Raw genomic sequence first — 24964 nt, 5'->3', positions numbered from 1 at the left:
CCCAACGCACTCAAGGGAACACCGTCTGTTCCATTTTTGAAATAGGTTTTCGGGTTTTGGAATCTAAGGTACCGACTACGGCCTGGCTTTGCGCCATAACGTGGTTTTGCCAATCCCCAGTTTTTTCGCCACCGTTTCCCGATCATGGCCGTACCTGGCCAGCAAAGTCTCCATGATCGCTCTTTCGGCGTCCTGCACCGCTGATTTGAGGCCCTTGTCCACTCTTACCATCAAAGCTATCTCATCCCCGCCCCCCGCCGACGTCAGCGGCATAACCTGGAGCAGCATTTCCGCCGGGTCAGGGTTGTTGTCCCGCCGGTTGAGCAGCAGAGAAAACCGTTCCATTACGTTGATCAGTTCCCGGATGTTCCCCGGCCAGTGATAAGCCGTCAGTACAGGGGCCAGTTTCTTGCCCAGGGCGCCGTAGTCGGCAGGAACATTAAGCCGCTTTAGGAAAGCGACGCCCAGCAGGACGATGTCTTCCAGCCTGTCCCGGAGGGGCGGGATTTTCAGGCCGAAGACATTAAGCCGATAGTATAAGTCGCCGCGAAATTCACCTGTTGCGACTTTTTGCTCCAGTTTTTTGTTGGTGGCGCTGATGATGCGGATATCAACCGGCAAAACCTTATCGCCGCCTACCCGCCGGATTTCCCGTTCCTGCAGGACGCGCAACAAACGCGCTTGTAGGGATTTGGGGATTTCGCCGATTTCGTCAAGGAAGATGGTGCCGTTATGGGCCAGTTCAAATAGGCCCTGCTTGCCTTCTTTCCTGGCGCCGGTGAAGGCTCCGCCCTCGTAGCCAAACAGCTCGCTTTCCAGCAGATGTTCGGGGATGGCGGCGCAGTTGATGGCGACAAAGGGGCCATCGGCCCGGCGGCTGGCGTTGTGGATGCTTTGGGCGAAAAGCTCTTTGCCGGTGCCCGACTCGCCCTCGATGAGCACCGACGAGTCTGTGGTTGCGTAAAGCGCCGCCAGTTCCTTGAGGCTTACCATCGTTTCGCTGGCGGTCAGGATATCATCAAAGCGGTGTCTGGCGACAAAACCCTTGTCATAGATCTGCTTGCGGATGGCCTGCTCCAGTTGCTGGATCTTGGTGACATCCTCGAAGGTGCTGACGACGCCGATGGTCTTATCGTCGAGGCGGATAGGCATCCGCTTGGTAGCGATCGTACCGTCGTATATTTTCTGGAGCGCAGCAAGTTCGGGTTCGCCGGTCTCCAAAACCTTGTGCATGCGGGTGTTGGGGATGACTTCCGTTACCTGCCGGCCGATAACCCGCTCGGCGGCAATGCGAAAAATCCGTTCGGCCGCCGGGTTGTATATCGTTACCCGGTTGTCGGCATCGGTCACGATGACTCCGTCGACAATGGAGTTGAGCACGGCTTCGAAGCGGGCGGCCCGGCTACGCTCGGTACGCCGGATGCCGACGACATGGATGGCTTCCAGCATGGATCGGTAAACCGCTTCTTCGCCACATTCGATGAGAATGCCCTCCAGTCCGTGTTTGCGCGCCAACCGCACGGTGACGATGCCGCCAATCAACACTCCGACACCGCAGGCTTTGGCATCCTTGACTCCGGCTTCAATTTCCTGCTCGGTGGTAAAAGTGTATTCGCGGATGGTTTTGCCGAACATCTTTTCAATGTCACGAATGCCGTACATGTTCTGCCCGTAGTTGAAGAAGGCGAATACATCGGTCAGATGCTTGCCGGCGTTGACCGAGCGCGCCGCATCAAAGGGGGTGATAGGGATGGAAATGACCGGGATGTCGACAACGCGGCGGATGTAATCCGCCGTGCCGCCGCGGCTAAGGATGGCGTCGGTATGTGGTTCGATTTCCCGGGCAATGGCCGCGGCTTCTTCCAGGGCGGCGATGGCGATGAAGGGATTAAGGTTTTCGCGTTCGGCGACGGCGGAAAAGACCCCGGCCAGTTCCGGATAGGTGGAGATGAGCGCCAAGTTAACCTTTTCCGGGATGTTGTTTTTCGTTTCGTTCATGGGCACCCCCGTAAGAAAACCACTTTTGTCGCAGGTTGAAAGTTCGCCAATGCCTACATTCAATACCGTACCGTCGAACTCCTTTTAGAGAATATCCGCGGCCATGCCTCACCGATACCCTAGTTTGGAAGATTTTTTGTCCGGTGCCCGACGCAAAAATAGCCCTCCGGCTTAGCCGCGGGCTCGCTTACAACTCTTACGGGGAGAAGTATATCTCTTCGCCCACATCAAATGGCGAATCTATTGCTCGTCTTTTTTATCATCGTCATTAGGGAGGGGTTTTGCCACTGGTTCATAGATTGGCCCAAATCGCATGCGTTGCTTGTGTTCCTCGGGGTTTACACTGTCAAAGGCATCGTCAATTTTCGTCAGTTTAAGATAACCCCAGGTGGCTATGATATACCAGGGTATAAACGGAATAATCGAGTCGTATAAACCGTGGGCGAGTGATAATACACCCAGTTTCGTAATCATTTGGCAAAACAGCATACTATACAGAATCCCCATGGTAGTGTATATGTAAATATACACTTTTTTCGTAGGCAAGTGGTAAAAATATATTATAAAGAACAACGTCCAGGAGACGGGGGCCAAGAAGTGGATTCCCATCAAACCAAAAGGCTCATAGTTGATATATCTAAATTCTCCAATTAAGCTGGCTGTCCCGACTAAAACCGCATCAAAAAGCCCTCCGAAAATGATGCCGTAAATTGACAGCCGGCGTATTTCCTGTCTGGGCACGAGCGCGATAACTATCCCTGCAAAGACAGCAGTATATATAAAAGGAATCATGTTAATTGCCATTAATAGCCACCTCATCGCAATACACTGCAATTAGTATCTCTATTGTTAGGGAAATTATTAACCTTGAAACGCCGGAAATATGCACCAACTTTTCATTTCCGTGTCATGCAAAAAGAACCCGATCAATTTCAGCCGGGCATTTCTTATCTGCCACGACAGCTCGCCATACTGCTGCCGACGGAGGCTGTGCGGGTCTGGAGGAGATTATGGAGCGACTCTGCCATGCCATGACGATACGACCAGGCGGGTACAAAAGGACGTGAAAAAGAGGCCGCCCAAAAGTTCAGCGAACTAATGAGCGGCCTCTCTTAAAACCCTTATGTGGTCAAATTGTGGGCATTTGCGGCTTTCGTGAGCTGAAACCCTTGTAATTCAAGGGCTTTCGGCTCTTTTTACATCATGCCGCCCCTATCGGCGCCATCGTAGGATAAGGGAATGACGTTACTTAAGGGCGGAAATACCGGGATTACATAATTCGAATTGTGATATATGCGCATCGTTTTACGCCTGTCCCTTAATTGCGTTAACATCTCGTTAACATCACATTAGCTATGTTAACATTGCGTGCATCGAATCGTTTGGTTATGGACGGTGACGGATATCTCATGTCCAAACAGTATTTCTCATTTTTCTTCTAATTATACTAGGAAGAAACAATAAAGTAAAACACAGTTTAGATTTGAATGCGTGTTTTTTTCTTCGAATAACCAGCCAACATCTTGCCTCAATCCGGCTTTCTACACACTCGATGTGCATCGAGGGTTGTAAAAGGGTGAGAAGAAAACACCGCTTAGCACATCCCCGGATATTATTTCTACTAGTGTTAGTCATTTAATTAGTCACAACTCGCTCCACCGTCTGGATATTCGATAGTCTTATTCCTACGGCGTCCGTCAGGGTCACAGGGTTATAGCCTTGCCGGCGGAAAGCTCAGTTAGGATAGTGTACATGTTGGTGACGCCGCCCACTGCCAGGCGGTCCTTGAGCTGAAAGTAGTCCAGGCAGGTGCCGCAGGACAGCACGTTGACGCCGCATTCGGCGAAAGAGGCAAGGTATTCGAGGACAGGGGAGCCGTCGACGGCCAGCTTTACGCCGCTGTTGATCAGTAGGATGGACTTAGGCAGCGGCTCGATTTCGCCAAGACTGTAAAGAAAAGACTTCATGAGGATTGCGCCCAGTTCTTCGCTGCCGTGGCCAAGAGTATCTCGGGTTATGAGGTAGACGGTTGCGGCGCACACAGGGCTGACCGGTTTGCTGTCGTAAACGTCCGGCGGCGTTCCCTTGGTGATGCGGATGCGGTAGTGGCCATCTCTTTCCTCGATACTCACGCCGCAGCCATTGGCGGCTGCGAACTTGGCGACATTTTCCTTGGCGGCGACGTTGTCGACAATGGTGGTGACAACTCCATCCCATATGGCGTCGAGAGCCTTTTTGGTGGCGATGACCGGCTGGGGGCAGGCCAGACCCCTGGCGTCAACTTCACTAGACATGAATCTCACCTCTATCCCATCATCTCCAGGAAAGCCTGAACCCGCGTCCTTATCTGTTCGACGTCCCCCAGCGAGTAGTCGGTCTCGATATGCAGGTAAGGCAGATTGACGTTGCTGCTCAGATAATCCTTCAACACCCTGCTCTCGACGTTATAGGTATGACATCCCTGCCAGACGATATCCACGACGCCGTCGGCCCGCCAGTCCCGGGCAACCTCGGCCACCAGTTCCATCCGCCGCGGATTGGGACTCATACAGGAGCAATGAGTACCCAGGTATTTTTCGGCGATGGCCTCCAACACCGGCTTGCCCTCGTCCACCAGGCTGACGAACTGCTTCATGCCGGCGCAGTTTTCGATATATACCACCGCCGCCCCGCACTCCTCGATAATCTTGAGCACCTTCTCCGCGCCGATGCCGGTAGGAACACCGGTGACGACAATCCGCTTCGCTCCCTTGGGCAGTGCCCCCTCGCCTTTGGCGACCCGTTCTTTCAGTTCGCCGATGAGTTCCCGTACCTGGGCGCCGAACTCGCTCCGGTCAAAAACAAAGTTGCGTGCCCACAGGAGTTTCAGCATATCCTGTCCGGACAAGGGAACAGGGTCGTTTTTCATATAGTCGGCCAGTTCCTGGATGAGCAGCCGCTCCTCATTGAGTTCTCTAATTGCAGCGGAAAGCTTCCCGTCGGTTATCGCCACCCCGAAAGTCGTTTCGAGCAGCTCTTTCAGTTCCAGCACCGCGCTCAGCCAATACGCCTTATCCGCCTCCGTACTGTAGCCTTGAGGAAGCTTCATGACGTGCAGTGGTTTAATTCTCGCCATAAGTTCGAACATCTTTTTCTTACCGTCGCAAGTCGTCTCGCCGACAATAAGGTCGGAGTGCAGGAAAAAGGGGCACTTGTCGGTGACCGCGAAGCCGTAGGAGGACTTGATGAGCGGACAGAAGTTGCGCGGCAGCGTCTTCTCGCCATCGGCGATGGGCTCCTCCTTGGTGGCGCACAGGGCCACCGGCTGGGCGCCGGCCGCCAGGGCCACCTCCTGCGGGGCGAACATACAGTAAAAACCAACCACTTTGGCGCCATCATCCTTGAGCTGTTTCAGCGAGGTGGCGGCGTGGGGTATGGCCATGTCGAAATGGGCCATGGCTTGAGCACGGGATAGGGTCATCTTCTATTCTCCTCCTCTTTGTAAATCATCCCAGGCCAGCAGCGCAGCGCCGACGGAGCCGGCGAACACCGCTTGGCCGGGCACAGTTACCGGCAGCTTCAGTTCGCTTTCAAGGGCCTTGTGCATCGAGGGATGAAGAGCCACGCCGCCGGTCAGTACAACCGGCTGACAGGGGGTTATCCGGGCAGTCATTGCTGCCACTCGGCTGGCAATGGATTTATACAGGCCGGCGATTATCGTCTCCCGAGGCGTGCCCCGGTTCAGCAGCCCGATCACTTCCGATTCGGCGAACACCGTACACATGGTGTTAATCGGGCAGGCCTCGGCCCCGACGGCCGACAGTGACGCCATTGTCGCCAAATCCATGCCGAGGGCGCCGGCCATCACCTGCAGGAACCGCCCGGTGCCGGCGGCGCACTTGTCATTCATGATAAAATCGAGGACGCGGCCGCTCCCGTCCACCCGGATCGCCTTGACATCCTGGCCGCCGATATCGATCACCGTGCCCACCCCTGGCGCCAGAAAGGCCGCCCCCCTGGCATGGCAGGTTATCTCCGTCACCGCCTTCGTCAAAAAAACGAGGCCGACCCGCCCGTAGCCCGTGCCGTAAATCCTCGCTATTTCCTCTACCCGTACGCCCCGGCGGCTGGCCGCCCTGGCCAGCATCCCGGCGGCAACTTCCCGGCCGTTCCAGCCGGCCGGTTCGATCATGTTTTCCGTAAGGGTGCCATCGTAGAGAGTGACCTTGATGGCGGTGGACCCGGCGTCGATGCCGGCAACAATGCCTGTTTTACGTTCCATTGATCCTCGCAAGTCCGTTATAATAATTTTTCTATAGTATTATATATATTTTCTATATGAACCCATCTGTTCCTCCACGATGTAAGTTGCCAAAAAAAAATACTGCCTTGCGATTGCGAGGCAGTATTCAATCCGGACACAAGCTTCTCGGCCCTGAGCCAAGAGGCGGTGTTCATTTGTAATCTTCCGTTCTAATGGCCTACAATACCAGACGTTTAATGCACCCGTCACCGAATTGCCCTTGGACGACCTCCGATATATCGGCTGTGAGCAACCTCGTCCGATCAAATTTTACTTTTACCTTGGCGACAAATTCTATGCCTTTAATCTCTACCTTATCGAGCTTATGCAACGCATCCTCTATTTTCGCCGCACAAGGTAGACAGTCGAATCCTTCAATGTGAAAACAGACATCCACAAAGTCCTCGTCGTTCTCAAAACCCGCCTCCTTTAATAATTTCTGATATCGAAGGCGCTTCATTATGAGACACTTATTGCCGCTAGGATTTTTTTCGTCCACTTCCCAACTCCCCTTCGATTAACATGTAACATGCCAAAAACCTGTAGCCGTAAAATTAGATGAAACAACAAGGAATGTAGCAGAATAGGACAGGCGGAGAGGCCTCAACTTCAGTTTGAGTGGCAATTTCGTCCCGGTAATAGTGAACAATAGTGTCTTTACCATCATTCAAAACGACCGCTACAGGTTTTCCGTCTTCATATATCGTAAGAAAAACCGGTTCTTCACCAAAGTCACTTGCTGATGCCGTAGGAACCCACTGGATAATTAATACCAGCAGTATGACGGCTAGATACTTTTTCGCTGCGCATGTCCTGAAACGTTTATAACTAATCACTGTAAAAGTTCTTTCTTCATCTGTTCAAACTCTTCCCGGCTGATTTCACCCTTGGCATAGCGTTGTCTTAGAATATCAAGAGCCGCAGCCTCTTGTTTAGAATCCTGGCTTGTTTGCAGGAGCTTGCGCACCAGTATGAAACCGCCCCAGATTACAAGCCCCCAAAACAGAACCATCATCAGCATCATGAGTAAGCCTCCTCCGAACCATGAACCTCCAAACCATGGACACATCTTCTTTCACCTCACTGAGTTAGTCATTTAGTGGAAACTTTATAATAAACTTGGTTCCTTTACCTGGCTGGCTCTCAACATTCACTTTGGCGCCGTGGAGTTCAATAATCTGCTTGGCAATGGACAGTCCCAGTCCGGTGCCTCCCCCCCCCCTGGATTTATCAGCTTTATAAAACCTTTCCCAGATATACGGCAGGTCTTGGGGAGGGATGCCGGTGCCAGTATCGGAAACGGTTAATATTTCAGTCCCGTCCTTTACCTCTAGATCAACTGCAATCCGGCCGCCCGAAGGGGTAAATTTCAATGCGTTATCGAGCAGAATCAAGACCACCTGGGTCAGCCGGTCACCGTCTCCAATGATGTTCGGAAGATCATGCGAGATATTGCCTACAAGCTCTACACCCTTCTCTTCGCTCCGCTGCTTGAGCATCGTTACCACGTTGTCTGCCACTTCCGCCAGTGACAACGGCTCAATTTCTAAGGTAACACCGTTGGCCTGGAGCTGGCTTAAATCCAGAAGTTCGGCAATGAGCTTTTCCAGCCTCATTATTTCGTCGCCCATGACCCGGTGGTATTTGTTCACCAGTGCCGGATCGGTGATAGTACCGTCTTGTAGTGCCTGGTTGTATCCCCGCATGATGGTCAACGGCGTCCTGAGTTCATGGGAAACATTGGCCACAAAATCCCGGCGGACTTTATCCATCTTCTCCATCTGGCCCACATAGTTGCCTAAGTCTTTGGCCAGGGAGTTCAGCGACTGCCCGAGGTCGCCTACTTCGTCGTTGGTTTTCACATCGACATGGGAATTATAGTCGCCGCGAGCCATTGCCGCCGCAGTTTCCTTCATGAACTTTAAGGGTCGAACGATACTGCCGGACAGATAACTTACCAAAAGGATGGCGAAAAAGATACCTGCCAGTCCGGCCATGCCGATATAGTAATAGATTTGCCGCAAGAACCCATCGATCCCCTGGATGGGAGCGTTAATCATGACAGTGCCGCCGATAGTGCCGTCTGCTCGTTGCAGCGGCACGGCGACGATAAGCATGTTCTCTTCGTAATAGGGATGATAGTAGGTTTTAGCCCATGTCTTACCTGTATTTGCCTCAACTTCCCGAACCAATTCCTGCAGGCCCTTGATATCCGACAGACTCATAACGGGTACACTATCTGCCTGACCTGGCTGTTGCGGCCCTTTACCTATATCGAGAACGATGGTGCCAGAAGTGTCCTTTTCCACAGCCAACTTGGTTTCGGAATTTGGAGGATCGACCGGGACAGGCGTACTGACCTGCGGCGATTTGGCAGTCTGATTTGCCGGCGCGCTGGGACGGCCCCACATTCCCAGCATATTCTGGCCGCCCTGCCTGCCGCCCATCCAGCTCTGTTCGCCAGATGCGTCGCAGTCCCACATACCCTTATTAGGAGCGGGGGGCATAGCGGGACTAGGGGCTGATTGATTCTGGCCCGAACCCGGATTTTTGATTCCTTGTTGGTTTTGCTGGCTCGGTGATGTGGTTGGATTACCGGGCCAGTCGCAATCCCACATGGACTGGCGCAGGGGACTTGGTTTGACGACAGCCGCCGGCCGCCGGTTGCCCTGACCTTCGTCCGGCCGTTCTTCGGATACGGTGATAAGATTCAGCTTGTTATCCACTACCCAGACCCTGGCATCCAGAAAACTGTCCACGCTGTTGACAAAGTTCTGGAGCTGGCCGTGGGTGATACGTCCGGCATAGAAGCTATTTACCATCCTCGCCATCTCGTAGGCCTTGTCGGTCAGTTCGTGCTGTTTGCTTGCCAGAAAAAATTCGCGGATAAGTGCCGAACCACTAACCATGACGCCTGCCACCACCACGAAAACCACAGCCATGAAACTGATGAGCAATTTGTATTGCAGTGAGATTTTCACTTTCTCACCTCGAATTTGTACCCTATACCCCAGACGGTTTTTATGTCCCAAGGAGTATTCGGCCCGGCTCCCAGTTTTTTGCGCAGGCGTTTCACATGAGTATCCACGGTACGGGTATCGCCACAGTAGCTATAGTCCCATACCAATTCCAATAGCTGTTCACGCGACAATACTTTGCCGACGTGGGAAGCAAGCTGCCATAACACTTCCATTTCCTTATTGGCAAGGGCCACAGAGTTGCCAAAGGCAATTACCGAATGCTCGGCCATGTTGATCTCAAGCTGGGGAAACCGTAAAACATCAGAACTAGTATATTGCGGGGCGGCTGATCGCCGCAATACTGCCTTGACACGGGCCACAATCTCCTTGGGGTTAAAGGGCTTGGCCACATAGTCGTCCGCACCGATCTCTAGCCCCATGATCCGGTCGTCATCCTGAGTGCGTGAAGTCAACATGATAATTGGGATGTTGGAGTGTTTGCGGATTTGCTGGCAAACCTCCATGCCGTCCAAAACAGGCATCATAATATCCAGAATGATGATGTCCGGCTTGGCCTGTTGCACTTTCATCAGGGCTTCGGCCCCATCGGCGGCCTCGGCCACGTTAAACCCTTCTTTGGTAAAGTATATGGAAAGCAATTCCCGAATCTGCTCTTCATCATCAACAATAAGCACTGTCTTACCGTTCAAGTCTTTCACCCCTTGCGCTTGCCTTTTCTTTTACTATACCACAGACCCTACTAGGCAGAAAGAGCCTGACACGCACCGGGCGACAGGCTCTTTCTGTTGGTATTTACTACCTGTAGACTTGAGAATATGCGCAGGGGCTTAAACAGTCTGACAGCTTACCAGCAGCGCATACCCATGCCCATACCCATCATGCCAGGCCCCATCATCATGCCACCCATATTGTGCCCGCCCATCATGCCGCACGCCAGGGTTCCGTTCGCTACGCCCTGCTCCATCCAGGTAATCTGCTGGTCAGCCTGGGCCTGGGTTATCCAGCCCCACTGAACCTGCTGCTGCAGCATTTGCTTTCTTTGCTCGATTGATTGCTTATGCCAGGTTGCGATCTGTTCCTTCTGTTGATCGGTCAGGTTGTTGTAGTATTGGCCGTAGTAGGGGCAGTACCAGTTATTCTGGGCGGGAGCGGGGGCCGGAGCGGCAAAGGCTGAAGCGGTAAAGGACAGGATCAAGAGAGCCACGATAGCGAACATGGATACTTTCTTCATGGATTTCATCCTCCTAAGTACTATTTTCTAATGTTAAGTATACCGGACGTTTATGACCAAAGTGCGGCCAAATTCGTAACAAATCAGGAACTTTTCATGGTTACCAGCAATTCCAGTTGTTCGACCCGGAAGTTCCATATCCCGGCTGATAATTGTTGTTGCCGCCCCAGTAGCAGTAGGCCGAGGTGTTCTGCATCCAGTACTGCCCTTGCTGGGGAGCCTGATAGTAGGAATTGCCGCCTGAAGCGTCCGTCGGATTAGCGCTTACAACCGAAGCGGCCAGGGTGAAAACCGTTAGAGCAACAACAGCTAACAGGGAAACTTTTTTCATGAAAACCATCCTCCTTCAATCTTGACTGTGATTTAAGTATAGATGGCATTTATGGCAAAAGTAGGGCTTAATTAGGAACAAATTAGGAACTCCCACACGCTTTACCAGCAATTTCGCCTGGTGGCTACTCTCGGCAGCAAGGATTCTGCCCACAAGAAGAACAATAAATTGAGGAGTATTGGTAATTGAAGAAATTAAAAGAGAGAGGTATAAGTCAGCCTTATACCATCTCTCCTCAGAAATCCTTATGCAACGGGTGACACCTGCATTTTCAGGATGTAATTTTACGGGTTGACCAACCCATAAGATCGTAAACAATTCAGTATGCAAAAAAAGCCTCGATAAACTGAAATATAGCCAAAACTACGGCGCCAGTTACCCACCAGCCTGCTACGCTTTTTGTCATAACTAGCGCCAGTAGCGTTGCCCCGAAAGCTATTCTGATTATCCTGTCGGTAGTCCCTAGATTCTTTTCCCAGTCAAGGTTCACATCTTCACCCCTGAACCCAAGGATACCCTGATTGAGAACATATTATTAGTCAGTCAGATGCCAGGCTATCTTCAACATATTAGCAGACGCGATATTTAACTTAAGTCCCGGTGACAGCCGCCCCATTCAGGTGGGAGTAGAACAGTTCTTTCATTGTACTTCAGCTCAGAGGGATGATCTTGCGAAACTTACCACCCGGAGACTGTTCAGGCGGTTCCTCGGCACGCTCCACTGTAACATTATCGAGTTTGTACTCGATGAGCAGGCGCGTGATCTCGTTGTGCACCGCCTGCCACACGCGGTTCGGGTCAGTAGCGGCCGCAGGCCGCAGGCGTACACGGAGGCTCGCCGGGGTAGTCTGCACGATCTGGATTAGATCAATCCCAGGGACACGGTCGACCAGGGTGCCGAACACCAACGGCGGTACAGTGATTGGTTTGCCGTAGTCGGTAGGAAAGGTAAGCATGTCGGCGGTGCGACCCTGAACGCGGATTGCTGGCAGCGGATTCCCACACGGGCAAGGGTCTGGTCGCAGCAGGACACTGTCGCCGAGATCGTAGCGGAGGATCGGCTGCACCCGGTTGGCGAGGTTGCTCACCAGAACAGTGTGCGACCACTCACCTTGCGGGGTGGGCCGGTAGTCGGCATCGACCGGCTCCAATACGACCCAGTCGCTGTTGACGTGCAGCCACCCGTGCTCGCAGACGTAACTGAGGAAGGGGCACTCGGTGGCGGCATAGCTGTGCCGGACTTTGGTGTGAAACGCCTTGGCGATCCGGTCATACTCGCGTGCCGGGAGTCCCTCGGCCGAGAGCACCATCAGCACTGGGTTGATGTGCAAGCGACCGGCTTCCTGTTCGCTGGCCAGCAGCACGCCCATACTCGCATAGGGGGTGATTATGACCGGGCGGAACCGGTTGAGTTCCTCGACCATCTCCAGCAGGGGCATGTTTACCGGAAAGACCTGAACCGCCTTGCCACGCTTCTGGCGTAGTCGAGTAGCGGCTACTGCGGAAGCAAAGTGGCCACCCATCGCATTCACCATCGCCATACGTGCACCCCCGGCTATGATGCGGACGACATCCCATGCTCCAAGCCAGCTGCTCATCGCACGGAAGGCGATAGCACCCGCTACGGCGAGGCTTCGGTCATCCAGCAGGAAGATACCGCGCGTCCCGGTAGTGCCCGAAGTAGTGTTTATCGTGTACTTGTCCAGAAAACGTTCCCCGATCAGGTCGGGGTTATTAACGAATTCGTTCACTTTGTCGAACGTCACATCACGGTCGGTGCACCAGTCGTCAAAGCGCGCCATCAGCTTCTTTTTGCTGGTGATTGGCAATAATGTGGTGTCTTCGATTCGCTCTGGAAGGTCTTTGTAGAGTTCTCTGTAATAAGGCGAGTTGGCACGTGCAAAGGCCACTATCTCGGCAAAACGGGCACGCTGCCGTTCCGCTATCGCGGCCAGGCCTTGCTTTCTAGCCCTGCGGGTGTCGAGCAGCAGCCGCATTAAACTCTCGCTCATGGGGCGTCCTCCTTTTGACTTGTTTTATTGTCGATCTAATAAGCTCTTAGGCAGTCAGGCACTATGCAGAAAAGACCGTCACTGGCTCTGTACAGCCAAGCGGTCTTTTTTTATCGCCTATTTAGGGACTCGCCACAACCAGCTTCACGATTTTGCCGAAGACATTTTCGACTTTATCGATATGGATGCCGGCTTCAAGAACATTCTGGACGGTACGGCGATTTATATTTGAGCCGATAAGGTACAGCGATACAGGGTTCAAAAAATCCATCACAGCCCCCATGAAGGGATTTTCACTCCGCACATGCTCCAATAGTATTATCTGGCCCCCTTGTTTGCAAACGCGACGCACCTCCCGCAAGCCCTGGACAGGATCGGGAACGGAGCAGAAAACGCAGGTTGCTATCACCGTGTCAAAGGCTTTATCAGGAAATTCCATGTGCTCGGCATCCATTTCCAGCAAAGTCACAGGAACTTTAGCCCGACTCGCTTTTTTCCTGGCCTTGGCCAGCATGCCTGGACTGAAGTCAATGCCGGTCACCCGGCAGCCGGGCGGGTAATAGGATAAATTGCTGCCAGTCCCGACCCCGACTTCCAGGACTTCTCCCTTGGCTAATTCGACCGCTTGCTTGCGCAATCTTGACGGTATCATCCAATCCATGGCGTCGTAAAAAAGAGCTGTGCGGTTGTATCGTTTCCTGATAACCTCGGTACTTTTTTCCACTCTTACCCATCCATTCCTTATGCGTTCATTGTCATTATTTCCCGCTGCCTCTCGTACAATCCTACTACCTGCCCAATACCAGCAGTTGTTTATAAAAAAGTATTCCTTCAACCTTCACGGTGACTGTTTTAAACACGTCTGATACAGAGTCCGGGTAATAGATTGCAACCCCATCCCGGTCTACTTTGTATAGTTGTCGATATCGTAGGGGTTTACGCCCAGTTTCACGGATGGATAGACTCCTCCGCTTACGCTGCAGCCACAACTGGCGCCGTCCCGTTTGCCGACACCGATGGTAACGGCTTTCTGCGGACTTTTCTTTGTAATATAGTCACGAGCGGATGGTTCAAGAAAAATTTCCATATGAATGACCTCACTTTCACTAGTTATCGGAATATGGTGAAGATGAGACTCCATTGGCGCCAGTGACTCACGTTTCAACCTTTATATATCCCCCGAACATTCCCATGCCGCAAGTGAACGGATATTTGCCAGGTTTATCGGGAGTGAATTCTACGGTGGTTATACCCTTTTTCACGGCTTGCCGGATACCAAAGTCCTGTATGACCAGACTAGACAGGCAGCCGCCGTCATAAGCCTTCTTAAAGTTAACCTTCACCGGAACACTTGCTTTCACTACGATTTCCCCAGGTGTGTACCTGTTTTGTCCGACTACTATATCGACCTCTTGGTAGCCGTTATTCTGTCGGGCATAACTATCAGTCTGGACGACGGATTCCTTCGTTGATGCCGCCGAGGAGCCAAAAACATTTAGCGGAGCCAAGACTCCGTTATCCGTAAGTTTAGCCAGGAAGAACAACAGAATGAAGGCAACAGGGATAATATACCACTTGCTAGCCAAAACATTACCGTTGCCCTCTTTTACCTCTGCCTTGCCGTTATTCTCACTGACGCCGGCTTCCTCACGAATCAGCTTTACCAAAAAGAACATGACCACTAGAAAAATCAAGTTGACAAATGCAATCATATACTCCGGCAATTGGTAGAGAACCATAACACCGAGCATGGCTCCCATCATGCCACCCATGATTCCGGCCATCATGCCGTCAATCGCGGCCATCAGACTCACGGGTTTGCCGGTAAAGTACCCGGCGATCATTCCTGTGGAAACTGCCGTAACAGTCGGGAGCAGTAAACTTCCGTTCGCGAGCGTGCCGAGGACCGCACCAATCAAGATGCTTGACATCATGGCGACCGTCATGGCAATCATCATGGCCGCCATACACGTCAGTTTTTCTCTGTACCGATAGGTTAATGACATTACGTACCCTGTCACAATAATGGCAATGGAGATAGTTATAAATACGAGCAAGTTGCCGCCTCCTTTTAGCCCTGTAACCGTCGATATAATTTTAGTTGCTCAGCGAATTATTGCTTTTCATCCCGGCGTCATTGGAGAAAGTTTCTTTCATTGACTGTAGTTCCTTCAGAAGATGAGCGTTTTGTTCCGACAGTTCAGCCATCTTTGTTTGCATCGCCTGTACCTCCTCAGGAGAAATCTGCGGTTGCTCCGTTCTGCCCTTCGCATCACCGTGGTTATGTCCGCTGAACATTCCCTTCATGCACAACAACATCATTATTGGGCAAATTAAAGATAGCAGTATGCTCCAGTCCATTATTCTTCAAGCTCCTTTTTAATGGTTTTTTGTTACAATTACCCGGTTTTCCTGATGTAAATCAAATATATCACCCCGAAAATAATCACGGGTATCGCCGTCCATAAACAAATATTTACCAGAGTAAATAAAAAGTCTATACCGGAAACCCCTGTACCCATCCCCAGGGCAGCCATTGTAAAACAATATATGCCCGAGGCTATTAAAACCATCGATGTTACCACGCCTATCAGTTTCATTTGATTCTCTCCTCGGCGGGTTTAGGGAATTTCAGCGTGAAAGAAGTACCTACATCCAATTGACTGGCGACCTCAATTTGCCCGCCTTGAATTTCGACCAGCTTTTTGACGATTGCCAATCCAAGGCCCGTCCCCCCGTAATTTCTGGAGCGTGATTTCTCAACCCGGTGGAACCTCTCGAATATAAAGGGAAGCTCCTCCTCGGGGATGCCGATGCCCGTATCTTCTATTTTTACGGCAATAAACTCAGGGATGCTTTTAAGGTTGACGGTTATCATTCCCTGGTTTGTATACCGTATGGCGTTGTCAAGGAGGTTAATTAAGACCTGCTGGATGCGGTTCCCATCCAGCAGGAGGATCGGAACATCCTCTTCGGTTAACCTGATGGTGATTCCCTTATTGGCCGCATACAACTTAACTTTTTCAATAGATGTCTCAATAATCTCGGACAGATCCACCCATTCTAAAGTCAGGGCGATCTTGCCTTCTTCGAGCTGGGCTAATTCAAACAGGTCATCGACCAAACCTTTTAATCTCTTAGTTTCATCAACGAGAATCGGTATAACTCTTCTTTGCTCTTCCGACTCCCGCGTTTCGGCGAGTAATTTGACATACCCTTCGATATACGTCAGAGGCGTTCTCAGTTCATGGGCGATATTCGCGAAAAATTCCCTGCGGCTGTCTTGAATTCTCTTTAAATCGGCGACAAGGTCGTTGATTGCCCGCGCCAGGGAACCCAGCTCATCTTGCGATTGCTCGTTCAATTTAATATCCAGATTGCCCTTCGCTATTTGCCGTGTTGCCTTTTCCATCGCCAGCAGCGGAGAGGACAATTGGGGGACCAGGATATTGGTAAATCCGAAGATCATCAGTATGGCTCCCAATCCGGCCAGCAGAAGTATGGACCTGATATAAGCCAGTGTACCCTGGATTTCATCCACCGGCGACATTATCAGTACGGCGCCGGAAAAGGTTTCTCGAAGGTAGAATGGTCTGGCAACGAGGCGGTAGCTTTTATTCCCTGCATTCCACTCTTTGAAAACCGGCGTACCGGAGTTTAGCAAGGCCCAGTCTTGGTCCTGCAGGACGCCGGCGGTATCATCCGCAAAATCGGAAATAGCCGATAGTCGCCGCGATGCATCGTAGATGACAGCCTTATGGTCAGCCATTTTCAGGGCAACAGCCAAATTGTTCTTCAAGTCCCGTTCGGGGCTGGTTTCTATAACGCTGATTACTTTATTGGTTTGGTCGTTCAGATGGTCTATCGCTTTCTGCTGGTAAAAATTCGTCAGAAAGGCGTTCAAAACATAGCCCATCGGAAAAAGCACGACCAGGAACAAGAGAACCATCGATAGCCCCAGCTTGAATACTATGCTGTTCAGCATTGTCACGATTTCCTCTGCATTTGATACCCGAATCCCCAAACCGTTTTGATGGGATTAAAGGTGCATCCGCCTTTTTTCAATTTGTCCCGGATGTTTTTTATGTGCTGATCGATTGTCCGAAAATCGCCATAAAAATCAATGCCCCAAATCCGGTCCAGCAATGTTTCCCTGCTGAATACTTTATCAGGATTACTTGCCAATAAGAGAAGCAGTTCAAATTCTTTGGGCGTTAAATGAACAATATTGCCGTTGACCTTTATCTGCCTGGACGAAAGGTTGATGGCAATTTCTCCGAACTGAACAGCTTCACTCGCCGTGCCATCTTGCGAGGAAGCTCTCCGGAGAATCGCGTGTGCTCGCGCCACAAGTTCCTCCATCTCAAAAGGTTTGGTCAGATAATCATCCGCCCCGAGATTCAGCCCGTGAATCTTATCCTTCGTGGCATTTCTCGCCGTCAGTAACAAGACCGGGATATTGCTGGTTTCCCGGATTCTTCTGCACACTTCCCAGCCATCCAAGCCGGGCATCATGATATCCAGTATTACAAGATGGACTGTTTCTCTACTTATGATCTCCAGGGCCTCCAGGCCGTTACTCGCCTCCCTGACAGACCATCCCTGTCTATGGAGGTAAATTCTGATCAGATCACGCATATTCTGCTCATCGTCAACAACGAGGACCGTTTTCGGGATCATACCTTCCTCCCAGTTTATTTAGCCAACCGTCAGCAGCACGAAACAGAGAAGCAAGACCGCCTGATAAAATAACATGGCGGCCTTGCCAGTTTATTCTATTCTATTTCCTTTTTCATGCGCTGATATTCTTCGCCGGAAAGTTCACCCTTGGCATATCTTTGTTGTAAAATCGCGAGGGCGTTGGAACTATTGCCACTAAATCCTTCTCTCTTCCCGGACAAATGCTTGAACGCCCAAACAATGCCAACTACCGCCAAAATGGCAAAAGCTATATTAGCAATTAACCCAAACCCCATTCCAAACCAACCTGCTGATAAACCAAAGTCGCACCCCATTTGTACTCCTCCTCCCTCTCGCTAACTATAAGCTTCTGCATTTTAATATAATTTATAAATGTGAAGAATGTATGATGAAAACCTTCGTCATTGCCATTCTGTCCCGATTATTGATCATGAAGCCGCCAAGACTAGCGTGCCCATATTATGGAATGACATCATGCCTGAAATGGCCCTCCCGGCCGTAGAAGTGTCCGGCTGGCAGGAGGGCCACCGCTGACACAGTTAACCGCTGCTTGGGAAAATGGATAAAGGCCAATCATACTACACCAAGGAGGTGAGATCATGACATTGCCAGGCGTAAAATGTACGGTGTCCAACTGTAAGTTCTGGCAGCAGGGTGAACGCTGCAACGCTTCGGCCATTGAGGTCAACGTTGACGGTGGCAGCTCGAACGCTCACGCGAGCGATCAGACTAATTGCCATACCTTTGCACCGAAATGAAGTCAACAATAAAACCCGGCGCCACCGGGTTTTATTGTTGACTATTTTATATGCTGCGCTTCCTGCATATCAAGAACACTTATGGCATATCCCGTACAGCTCTAAACGCGAATGTAAAACTTTAAAGTTATTTATGGAGAGAACTTTGGCCCGTAATACTTCTGTGTTTTGGTCCATAACCTCAATAACCCGCCCACATTTAGTACATATTAGATGCTCATGGTAGTCATGACCGAGTTCATACCGAAATGTTCCGTCAGTATGCTTGAAGCCACTGACCAAACCACATTCGCAGAGTATTTTAACCGTCCTGTACACGGTGGCCAAGCCGATCTTCGGGTTTCTTTCCTTGGATTTGCTGTAAATCTCTTCAATGGTCAGATGTAACCTTGACTTCAAAAGTACGTCCAAGATCAGCTTTCGTTGTTCTGTAAGTTTCAGCTCTCTCGTATTCAAAAAATCTTGTAAAACAATTTCCGCTTGTTGCAGTGCCATAATTTCTATCCTCTTTAGTAAACAAATTGAAAGCAGCCAGTAAGGGAAACACAACCGCATAGGAATTTTACCATTCACCAATTACTGATGTTCTTAGCTGCCCTCAGTTACGTTTGTAGATGCCGGCACATTCGTTGTCTTCGTCGCCTGCTGCACGGCGTTATTTACCGCATCAATGATGCCTCTGCTGCTGACGGTGGCGCCGGAAATGCCGTCCACATCGGTGGAGTTCTTGATCAGCATCACCCGCGTGAGCTTGCGCAGCACCCGGTCAAAAATGAGCGACGTGTCGTTATGGCTAAGGGCCTTTATGTGGTGAAACTTGCCGTTCTCGAACATGACTTCCAGTTCCACCGGCCCGCGCTGGTTTACGGCGCGGCCTATATATATGCCGTCCTGCCAGGCGGGATTGGGACCGCCGCGCGGTATAGTGGCTGTAGAGGCGGTATCACCCAGGAAGACCTTGGCAAACGGCAAGAACGCGATAAGGCCTATGGCGAATACCCCGGCGACAATGCCAAGAGTAATCTTGGTTTTTTTTGACATCAGGCATTCACCGCCTTACAGTAGTGTTGTTCCCCGCTTCCCCTGTCGCTGTTGCAGATATCGGCGATAATCCTGCCGTCCAGAAGGCGCAGGAGACGGTCGCCCATCTTGCCGATCTCTTCGGCGTGGGTAACCATGACGATGGTATGCCCTTCGGCATGCAGTTCCTTAAAAATGTCCAACACTATCTTACTGTTTTTCTGGTCCAGGTTGCCCGTTGGTTCGTCAGCCAGCAGCAGTTTCGGGCGGTTGACCAGCGCCCTGGCGATGCAGACCCGCTGCTGCTCGCCGCCGGACATATGGGCGGGGCGGTGGTGCAGGCGGTGCCCAAGGCCGACTTTGGCAAGAACATCTTTGGCTTCCGTTTCGTCAACCACGCTGTGGAAGTGCTGGGCCAGCATCACGTTTTCCAGGGCAGTCAAAAAAGTCATCAGATGATACTGCTGGAACACCAGCCCCAGGTTTTCCCGGCGGAAACGGGCCAGCTCGTTTTCGGAATGGCGGCTGATGTCCACGCCGTTGATGCTGATCGAGCCGCTGGTGGGTTTATCGAGACCGCTCACGATATTTAGCAGGGTCGTCTTTCCTGAGCCTGACGGCCCCATAATGTTGGTCCACTCGCCGGGACGGATGGCGAAATCCAGGCCATCCAGCACGTTTTGCGTGCCGTCGTAGGACTTGATCAAATCTTTGGCGACAATGATTTCTTGCATGATGTTACTCCCCCCTCAAGGTAATCGCCGGGACGACGCCGGTGGCCGCCCGGACGGGAACAAAACTGGCGAGCAGCGTCACCGCGGCGGAAATGCAAAGCGCGACAGGCAGCACGAAAGGCCGGAAAGAAATCGCCGTCTGAAACACCGTTTTCCCGATCAGTTGGGCGACCCCGAAACCGATGACGCTCCCGACCAGGCCGCCCAGCAGCGCGATACACACCGCTTCTGTCCAGAACAGTTTGCCGATGCTGTGGGTCTCAGCCCCGATGGCCTTCATCAGGCCGATCTCTTTGGTCCGCTCCAGTACGGTGGTGGTCATGGTACTCATGACGGCGATGGCCGACGCCCCTAAAATAATAACGGTCACCAGAATCATCAGCCATTCGATTTTGCCCAGGGTCTGTCCTTCCGCCTGGGCGATTTGCTTGACCACTTTGACTTTGGCGGCGGGGACGCTTTGTTCGATGGCCGTGGCTATCGCAGCGACCGGCTGCTTGCCCGACTGGGCGCTTACTTGCACCTGGCTCACCTGACCTAGCCGCCCCAGCAGGGATTGCGCCAGCGGCAGGTTGACGAACACCTGGCTGTCTTCCGTTCCCCCGGTGGTCACGATGCCGGTAACGGTAAAGGCCTCCGCTTTGTCTTTCTGTCGGACGGTATAGGACGCGCCGACGCCAAGATTGAGCGCCGCGGCCGCCTTTACGCCGATAACCGATCCGTTGGTGCCGGGTACAGGCCATCCGCCCTGCATTTTCCACCAGGGGCTTATCTTCTTGACCTGCTCAAAATCAGTGCCTGCCACTACCGCCTTCTGGCTTCCCACTTCCACGATTCCGTACAGGTACGGAACGGCGCCCAAGATGTACGGGGCCGCTTCACTGTTTTTTAGGGCATTTACCGTGCTTTCCGGCAGAAAGGGTTCGCCCGAAGCTCCGGCGCCATTGACCGGCGGCACCATTACTATGTTTGCCCCGTAGTCGCGCAATTCCCGGCTGATCTTGTCATTGATATCCAGGGAAAGGCTGCCCAAGGCGAACACCATGGCCGCCCCCATGGCTACAGCCATGATGGCTACGGCAACCCGCCCTTTGCGGTTTTGCAAGGAGCGCAACAAAATACGCATAAACATTTATCTGAATCCCCCTTTCTATTCACCCCGGAGCACCACAACCGGTTCGATGCGCGTCGCCCGCCAGACCGGCAGCGAACTGCCAGTCAGGGCCACGGCAAGAGCGATGCCGATGGTAAGCGGCAATACCTGGATGTCGGGAGTAATCTGGGCGTTAAAAACACTCTGGCCGATAAATTTGGCCAGGCCGATTCCGGCGGCGTAACCCGCAACGCCGCCGACCAGGCCGACGGCGGCGGCCTCACTCAGGAACAGCAATGCCACTTGGGGAATCTCCACGCCGATGGCTTTAAGAATGCCGATCTCCTTGCGCCGTTCCAGCACGGTTGTCGTCATCGTAGTCATCACGCCGAGGGCCGCCGCCATGAGTGCCATAATTGTTACCAGCAGCATGAGCAGATTCATTTTGCTCAGAAATTTATTTTCGGCCTGGGCAATTTGCTGAATGGGTTTGGCCTGGCCATTTTTCAGCACTTCGTCGATCTGGAAAGTGATGGCGTCGATATACGGCGTACAGTACCAGCGGATATATTCTTTCTGGGTCATGGCGTCGGGATTTTTCCTGGCCAGTCCGTCATCCGGCGTGATCAGGGCGCTGACTTTTAGCTGGCTGTATTTGTTCGGCAGCCCCAGCAATTCCTGTACCACGGCCAGATTTGCATAGATCTGGTTGTCTTCCGGCCCGCCGGTATTGACAATGCCCGACACTTGCATGCTGCGGCGCTGCTGATTGTAGGTAAACTCCACATTGTCACCGGGCTTTAAGCCGAACTTCTCGGCCAGGGCCGCCCCTACGATGACGTGCTGGCGGTCGTCGGCGGCAATGGAATTCCCTTCGACCTGCCACCAGGGCGCGACGGTTTTGATCCCGGCCTCCACCGTTTTGAATGCCTCCTTCGGCACGGCGATTTCCCTGTCAAACCAGGTGCCGGTCAAAGTGACATTCTGCCCCTGGACCTGGACGACGGTATCGAGGTACGGGTTGAACCCGACGATGTTGTACTTCCAGAAAATCTTTTTGATCTTGTAAATCTCCGTCTCGTCCAGATACTGCCGTTCCGTCACCGGTGTATAGTTTACGCCGTCGATTTCAAGCTGCAGCGCGTCGGCTTTGGGGGTGACGATGATATTCGCCCCGTAGTTTTTCAGTTCGCGCCCCACCTTGTCGTTAAGGCTATAATAGACGTTCAGCAGGGCGGCGGCGACCGAGGCCCCCATCAGTACAGCGATTACCGCCAGCAGGATACGTTTATAGCGGACTTTCAGCGATTGCCAGATAATGCGAAATAACATAGTAAACCTCCTGGACGCCCCCTAAAGGGGGGCAGCCTAACCTTATGGCTAGTCTTTTTGTGTTAATTGGCTTTTTTGTTGTATACGGGAACGCCTTTGTCCGCAAGGTGGGAAGCGGCAATCACCACATTGTCGCCGTCCACCTGGGCTTCAACGGCCACCGGATTGCAGCCGCCGGGGAAACCGATGGTGGGAATGGGGATGGGCGCGTTGCAGTTTCTGCAGATGACGTTGGTCTTGTTGTCTTCCTCCTGGTAATATCCCTGCGGACCGCAAATCTCGCAGGCGTCCAGGCCGCTGCCGATACTGCCGTCCTCCCGCTTGATCAGCAGGAATTTCACGTCCGTCCCGTTGGCCCGGTATGCGTATTTGTGGATCAGGCCGTCATCCAGTTTATCGATGGGCACAATGATTTTCCCATCCTGAGCGGTCACCGTTACCGGCATGGGGTCCACAGTCGGTTTGGTCATCGCTTCCACGAGGTCCCAGCCTAAAACCAAGTTGATGGCGAGAGCGGCGCCGACAACGGCGTATTTCCAGTTCTTCTCCTGCTGCAGCTTCGCCAGAGCCTGGCGCCTTGCAATTGGGTCTTTGATGGCGGCGACATCCGTCTGCGGCTTATTGGTGTTATCCAGCAAGATCATCACTATTGGCAAGGTCAGCATGATCATGGAGATAATCGCCGTGGAGTTGTCCCGGACTATGAGGCCAAGGATATACATGATGGCAGGAGTCATCGGAATTAAGCCCACTTCAGCGAACTCGTGGGCGCTGCCGGCGAAAAGGCGGAGAACCAGAATCATGAGGATCAGGCTGGTTACGTTGAAAAACTTCGCCAGGTTAATTTTGAGGCTGCCGTTGATAAAGAAGTAGGCGAACAGTACCGACATGGCAATACCGAGCAATCCTCCAACCCACCCCATCACCGGGGCTTCGCCCAGGCTCAGGGCGCTCAGGAAGAGTACCGTCTCGATTCCTTCGCGGAAGACCATGAAGAAGGCAAAGGCGAGCAGCCCCCAGCCCTGTTTTTTCAGGTCAGCGCCGGATTCGACGATGCGGCCCAGTTTGTTCTCCATTGTCTGTTTAATGTTCTTGGCCGTCTTCTGCATCCAGAGGACCATGCTACCGACGAAGATGCCGCCGATCAACAGCATCGTACCTTCCAGAACTTCGTTCTCCGGGTCAAAATCCAGGGCCGTAAACAGGACTGCGCCGAGAATGCTGGCTACAACGGCCAATCCTAAACCGATGTACACGTACCTGTTCAACTGGGTTTTGCCGGTCCGCTTCAGATAGGCCAATATAATGCCGATGATTAGTGCGGCTTCGATACCCTCCCGTAGCGTTACGACCAATGATTCAATCATAAGAACTCCTCCCCTACAATTTGAAATTGATATTCTTTCTCAATTGAAATGTTTTTTAAAAATAGAGATATGCTTCTCTATTTGAAACCGCTAAACGAATCTATTTGCTTTCAGCCTCCTTTTACAAGAACCAATTCCGATTTTTTAATATAATTTATATGAATATGTATTCATATAAATTATATTGTTTCTTCTCTTTCCCTGTCAAGCTGTTTTTACAGATCACTTTGGGGAGACAAAAAAGCGAGCCTTTGCTCGCCATGTTTAGAACTATACAGTCCTGATCTGTTATCAATTTATATACGGACGGCTACTCATGGGTAATATGTTCGATCCCCTGGGACAGCAGTTTCGCAACATGGTCGTCATTAAGGGAATACCAGGCCATCTGACCTTCCTTGCGGAATTTGACGAGCCTAGCGTTGCGCAGCAGGCGCAATTGATGGGAAACCGCCGACTGTCCCATGGAAATGACCGCGGCAATATCGCAAACACACAGCTCTCTTTTGGAGAGTACATGCAATATTTTTATCCTGGTGGCATCCCCCAGAAGCTTATATAGATCGGCCATCCGGTAGGCGTCTTCATCGGTAATCATCTCAGATTTGGCCAGGCAGATTGCCTGGGGATGCTCGCAAAGCTCTTCGCATACGTCAATTTCACATTCCGGTTGTTTCATAGAGCCTCCAATATATGAATACTTGTTGGCTCAATCATATTTCGGCTTGTCCCGGATTGTCAAGAGATTCCTAACCGCCCAGATGTTAACCCCTACTGAAAAAGGCAGGCTTTTACCAGCCTGCCTCCCGTTTCGGATTCTTAAAATGTCTTGCCTTTTGCCACCAGCTTTTTAAAAAAGAACAATTTTTCGACCTTTACCGTAATTGTAGTGAAAAACTCGGGCAGCCGGTCGATGTAATATACCTCGATGCCGTCCACCGAAGTTTTATTGTAGCTATGCATCTTGCCGGGATCAGCTTTGCCCAGTCGCACGGACGGGTAGCGGCCATCGGCCACGCAGCCGCCCCCTCAGCAGCCGCCGGGGCGTTGTCTGACTTCAATCACGATGGCCCCGTCTTTACCGCTAATATATTCCCTGGCAGCAGGTTCAATATAAATTTCCA

Annotated in this window: 29 protein-coding genes; 1 reads left to right on the top strand and 28 read right to left on the bottom strand. The window is 51.9% G+C overall.

The features are described from left to right. Positions 1-75: 75 nt before the first annotated feature. From Q4T40_02730 to Q4T40_02635, 20 genes are all read right to left on the bottom strand, one after another. Positions 76-1998 (bottom strand): sigma 54-interacting transcriptional regulator, encoded by a 1923-nt coding sequence (locus Q4T40_02730; protein MDT8900151.1) that lies wholly within the window; start codon positions 1996-1998, stop codon positions 76-78. A 240-nt stretch (positions 1999-2238) separates the two neighbouring features. After that, positions 2239-2802, bottom strand: coding sequence for a hypothetical protein (locus Q4T40_02725; GenBank protein ID MDT8900150.1), 564 nt, complete (start codon positions 2800-2802; stop codon positions 2239-2241). Between the two features lie 899 nt (positions 2803-3701). After that, positions 3702-4292, bottom strand: a complete 591-nt coding sequence (yedF, locus tag Q4T40_02720) for a sulfurtransferase-like selenium metabolism protein YedF (protein MDT8900149.1) — start codon at positions 4290-4292, stop codon at positions 3702-3704. Positions 4293-4303: 11 nt separating this feature from the next. Further along, positions 4304-5458, bottom strand: a complete 1155-nt coding sequence (locus tag Q4T40_02715) for a double-cubane-cluster-containing anaerobic reductase (protein MDT8900148.1) — start codon at positions 5456-5458, stop codon at positions 4304-4306. A gap of 3 nt (positions 5459-5461) precedes the next feature. Continuing rightward, complete coding sequence (locus Q4T40_02710) at positions 5462-6259, bottom strand: acyl-CoA dehydratase activase (protein ID MDT8900147.1); 798 nt, start codon at positions 6257-6259, stop codon at positions 5462-5464. Positions 6260-6458: 199 nt separating this feature from the next. Further along, a complete protein-coding gene (locus Q4T40_02705; protein ID MDT8900146.1) occupies positions 6459-6779 on the bottom strand; it encodes a heavy-metal-associated domain-containing protein in 321 nt (106 codons plus the stop codon). 333 nt (positions 6780-7112) lie between these two features. Beyond that, complete coding sequence (locus tag Q4T40_02700) at positions 7113-7304, bottom strand: SHOCT domain-containing protein (protein MDT8900145.1); 192 nt, start codon at positions 7302-7304, stop codon at positions 7113-7115. Between the two features lie 64 nt (positions 7305-7368). Next, positions 7369-9261 (bottom strand): HAMP domain-containing sensor histidine kinase, encoded by a 1893-nt coding sequence (locus Q4T40_02695; protein ID MDT8900144.1) that lies wholly within the window; start codon positions 9259-9261, stop codon positions 7369-7371. Further along, positions 9258-9959, bottom strand: a complete 702-nt coding sequence (locus tag Q4T40_02690) for a response regulator transcription factor (GenBank protein ID MDT8900143.1) — start codon at positions 9957-9959, stop codon at positions 9258-9260. Before Q4T40_02690 ends, Q4T40_02695 begins: the two co-directional genes overlap by 4 nt. 146 nt (positions 9960-10105) lie before the next feature. Beyond that, positions 10106-10492: a DUF2680 domain-containing protein gene (locus Q4T40_02685; GenBank protein ID MDT8900142.1), complete on the bottom strand. Its 387-nt coding sequence runs from the start codon at positions 10490-10492 to the stop codon at positions 10106-10108. Positions 10493-10592: 100 nt separating this feature from the next. Beyond that, the gene (locus Q4T40_02680; GenBank protein MDT8900141.1) at positions 10593-10823 is read right to left on the bottom strand and encodes a hypothetical protein; all 231 of its coding nucleotides are present in this window, start codon (positions 10821-10823) and stop codon (positions 10593-10595) included. A gap of 319 nt (positions 10824-11142) precedes the next feature. After that, positions 11143-11313 carry a DUF2892 domain-containing protein gene (locus Q4T40_02675; GenBank protein MDT8900140.1) on the bottom strand — a complete coding sequence of 57 codons (171 nt, stop codon included), beginning with the start codon at positions 11311-11313 and terminating at the stop codon, positions 11143-11145. 160 nt (positions 11314-11473) lie between these two features. Beyond that, positions 11474-12835: a hypothetical protein gene (locus Q4T40_02670; protein ID MDT8900139.1), complete on the bottom strand. Its 1362-nt coding sequence runs from the start codon at positions 12833-12835 to the stop codon at positions 11474-11476. A 121-nt stretch (positions 12836-12956) separates the two neighbouring features. Then, positions 12957-13559: a class I SAM-dependent methyltransferase gene (locus Q4T40_02665; protein MDT8900138.1), complete on the bottom strand. Its 603-nt coding sequence runs from the start codon at positions 13557-13559 to the stop codon at positions 12957-12959. A 430-nt stretch (positions 13560-13989) separates the two neighbouring features. Next, complete coding sequence (locus tag Q4T40_02660) at positions 13990-14892, bottom strand: cupredoxin domain-containing protein (GenBank protein MDT8900137.1); 903 nt, start codon at positions 14890-14892, stop codon at positions 13990-13992. Positions 14893-14932: 40 nt separating this feature from the next. Beyond that, complete coding sequence (locus tag Q4T40_02655) at positions 14933-15196, bottom strand: hypothetical protein (GenBank protein ID MDT8900136.1); 264 nt, start codon at positions 15194-15196, stop codon at positions 14933-14935. A 38-nt stretch (positions 15197-15234) separates the two neighbouring features. Continuing rightward, a complete protein-coding gene (locus tag Q4T40_02650) occupies positions 15235-15435 on the bottom strand; it encodes a hypothetical protein (protein MDT8900135.1) in 201 nt (66 codons plus the stop codon). Next, complete coding sequence (locus Q4T40_02645; protein ID MDT8900134.1) at positions 15432-16820, bottom strand: HAMP domain-containing sensor histidine kinase; 1389 nt, start codon at positions 16818-16820, stop codon at positions 15432-15434. The genes Q4T40_02650 and Q4T40_02645 overlap by 4 nt, the downstream gene beginning before the upstream one ends. A gap of 2 nt (positions 16821-16822) precedes the next feature. Further along, positions 16823-17515 (bottom strand): response regulator transcription factor, encoded by a 693-nt coding sequence (locus Q4T40_02640; protein ID MDT8900133.1) that lies wholly within the window; start codon positions 17513-17515, stop codon positions 16823-16825. A gap of 95 nt (positions 17516-17610) precedes the next feature. Further along, positions 17611-17850 carry an SHOCT domain-containing protein gene (locus Q4T40_02635; GenBank protein MDT8900132.1) on the bottom strand — a complete coding sequence of 80 codons (240 nt, stop codon included), beginning with the start codon at positions 17848-17850 and terminating at the stop codon, positions 17611-17613. 285 nt (positions 17851-18135) lie between these two features. On the opposite strand from Q4T40_02635, the gene Q4T40_02630 reads away from it, so the two are divergent. Further along, positions 18136-18294, top strand: coding sequence for a DUF1540 domain-containing protein (locus Q4T40_02630; GenBank protein ID MDT8900131.1), 159 nt, complete (start codon positions 18136-18138; stop codon positions 18292-18294). 69 nt (positions 18295-18363) lie between these two features. Here the strand turns inward: Q4T40_02630 and Q4T40_02625 are convergent, their stop codons facing one another. The 8 genes from Q4T40_02625 to Q4T40_02590 form a co-directional block, all read right to left on the bottom strand. After that, on the bottom strand, positions 18364-18789 hold the full coding sequence (locus tag Q4T40_02625; GenBank protein MDT8900130.1) for a transcriptional repressor: 426 nt from the start codon (positions 18787-18789) through the stop codon (positions 18364-18366). 93 nt (positions 18790-18882) lie between these two features. Further along, a complete protein-coding gene (locus Q4T40_02620) occupies positions 18883-19335 on the bottom strand; it encodes an FMN-binding protein (protein MDT8900129.1) in 453 nt (150 codons plus the stop codon). Continuing rightward, positions 19335-20048 carry an ABC transporter ATP-binding protein gene (locus Q4T40_02615; protein MDT8900128.1) on the bottom strand — a complete coding sequence of 238 codons (714 nt, stop codon included), beginning with the start codon at positions 20046-20048 and terminating at the stop codon, positions 19335-19337. The genes Q4T40_02620 and Q4T40_02615 overlap by 1 nt, the downstream gene beginning before the upstream one ends. A 4-nt stretch (positions 20049-20052) precedes the next feature. Then, positions 20053-21180, bottom strand: coding sequence for an ABC transporter permease (locus Q4T40_02610; protein MDT8900127.1), 1128 nt, complete (start codon positions 21178-21180; stop codon positions 20053-20055). Between the two features lie 18 nt (positions 21181-21198). After that, positions 21199-22473, bottom strand: a complete 1275-nt coding sequence (locus Q4T40_02605) for an FtsX-like permease family protein (protein ID MDT8900126.1) — start codon at positions 22471-22473, stop codon at positions 21199-21201. 62 nt (positions 22474-22535) lie between these two features. Next, the gene (locus tag Q4T40_02600) at positions 22536-23840 is read right to left on the bottom strand and encodes a Fe-S-containing protein (protein ID MDT8900125.1); all 1305 of its coding nucleotides are present in this window, start codon (positions 23838-23840) and stop codon (positions 22536-22538) included. A gap of 310 nt (positions 23841-24150) precedes the next feature. After that, on the bottom strand, positions 24151-24519 hold the full coding sequence (locus tag Q4T40_02595; protein ID MDT8900124.1) for a metalloregulator ArsR/SmtB family transcription factor: 369 nt from the start codon (positions 24517-24519) through the stop codon (positions 24151-24153). A 140-nt stretch (positions 24520-24659) separates the two neighbouring features. Then, entirely contained in the window at positions 24660-24857 is a 198-nt protein-coding gene (locus tag Q4T40_02590) for a hypothetical protein (protein ID MDT8900123.1), read from the bottom strand. Between the last annotated feature and the right edge of the window lie 107 nt (positions 24858-24964).

Source organism: Selenomonadales bacterium 4137-cl (genome assembly GCA_032334055.1).
GTDB lineage: Bacteria > Bacillota > Negativicutes > Sporomusales > UBA7701 > Anaeroselena > Anaeroselena agilis.
This window is presented reverse-complemented; position numbering and strand designations above follow the sequence as displayed.

Bases quoted from the DNA above. Each gene is read 5' to 3' on its own strand.
- Q4T40_02710 (MDT8900147.1), bottom strand. From the start codon at position 6,259: ATGGAACGTAAAACAGGCATTGTTGCCGGCATCGACGCCGGGTCCACC.
- Q4T40_02610 (MDT8900127.1), bottom strand. From the start codon at position 21,180: ATGTTTATGCGTATTTTGTTGCGCTCCTTGCAAAACCGCAAAGGGCGG.
- Q4T40_02680 (MDT8900141.1), bottom strand. From the start codon at position 10,823: ATGAAAAAAGTTTCCCTGTTAGCTGTTGTTGCTCTAACGGTTTTCACC.
- Q4T40_02625 (MDT8900130.1), bottom strand. From the start codon at position 18,789: ATGGCACTGCAACAAGCGGAAATTGTTTTACAAGATTTTTTGAATACG.
- Q4T40_02605 (MDT8900126.1), bottom strand. From the start codon at position 22,473: ATGTTATTTCGCATTATCTGGCAATCGCTGAAAGTCCGCTATAAACGT.
- Q4T40_02685 (MDT8900142.1), bottom strand. From the start codon at position 10,492: ATGAAGAAAGTATCCATGTTCGCTATCGTGGCTCTCTTGATCCTGTCC.
- Q4T40_02595 (MDT8900124.1), bottom strand. From the start codon at position 24,519: ATGAAACAACCGGAATGTGAAATTGACGTATGCGAAGAGCTTTGCGAG.
- Q4T40_02640 (MDT8900133.1), bottom strand. From the start codon at position 17,515: ATGATCCCGAAAACGGTCCTCGTTGTTGACGATGAGCAGAATATGCGT.
- Q4T40_02630 (MDT8900131.1), top strand. From the start codon at position 18,136: ATGACATTGCCAGGCGTAAAATGTACGGTGTCCAACTGTAAGTTCTGG.
- Q4T40_02725 (MDT8900150.1), bottom strand. From the start codon at position 2,802: ATGGCAATTAACATGATTCCTTTTATATATACTGCTGTCTTTGCAGGG.
- Q4T40_02615 (MDT8900128.1), bottom strand. From the start codon at position 20,048: ATGCAAGAAATCATTGTCGCCAAAGATTTGATCAAGTCCTACGACGGC.
- Q4T40_02700 (MDT8900145.1), bottom strand. From the start codon at position 7,304: ATGATGCTGATGATGGTTCTGTTTTGGGGGCTTGTAATCTGGGGCGGT.
- Q4T40_02715 (MDT8900148.1), bottom strand. From the start codon at position 5,458: ATGACCCTATCCCGTGCTCAAGCCATGGCCCATTTCGACATGGCCATA.
- Q4T40_02670 (MDT8900139.1), bottom strand. From the start codon at position 12,835: ATGAGCGAGAGTTTAATGCGGCTGCTGCTCGACACCCGCAGGGCTAGA.
- Q4T40_02730 (MDT8900151.1), bottom strand. From the start codon at position 1,998: ATGAACGAAACGAAAAACAACATCCCGGAAAAGGTTAACTTGGCGCTC.
- Q4T40_02600 (MDT8900125.1), bottom strand. From the start codon at position 23,840: ATGATTGAATCATTGGTCGTAACGCTACGGGAGGGTATCGAAGCCGCA.
- Q4T40_02650 (MDT8900135.1), bottom strand. From the start codon at position 15,435: ATGAAACTGATAGGCGTGGTAACATCGATGGTTTTAATAGCCTCGGGC.
- Q4T40_02635 (MDT8900132.1), bottom strand. From the start codon at position 17,850: ATGGGGTGCGACTTTGGTTTATCAGCAGGTTGGTTTGGAATGGGGTTT.
- Q4T40_02645 (MDT8900134.1), bottom strand. From the start codon at position 16,820: ATGCTGAACAGCATAGTATTCAAGCTGGGGCTATCGATGGTTCTCTTG.
- Q4T40_02655 (MDT8900136.1), bottom strand. From the start codon at position 15,196: ATGGACTGGAGCATACTGCTATCTTTAATTTGCCCAATAATGATGTTG.
- yedF (MDT8900149.1), bottom strand. From the start codon at position 4,292: ATGTCTAGTGAAGTTGACGCCAGGGGTCTGGCCTGCCCCCAGCCGGTC.
- Q4T40_02620 (MDT8900129.1), bottom strand. From the start codon at position 19,335: ATGTCAAAAAAAACCAAGATTACTCTTGGCATTGTCGCCGGGGTATTC.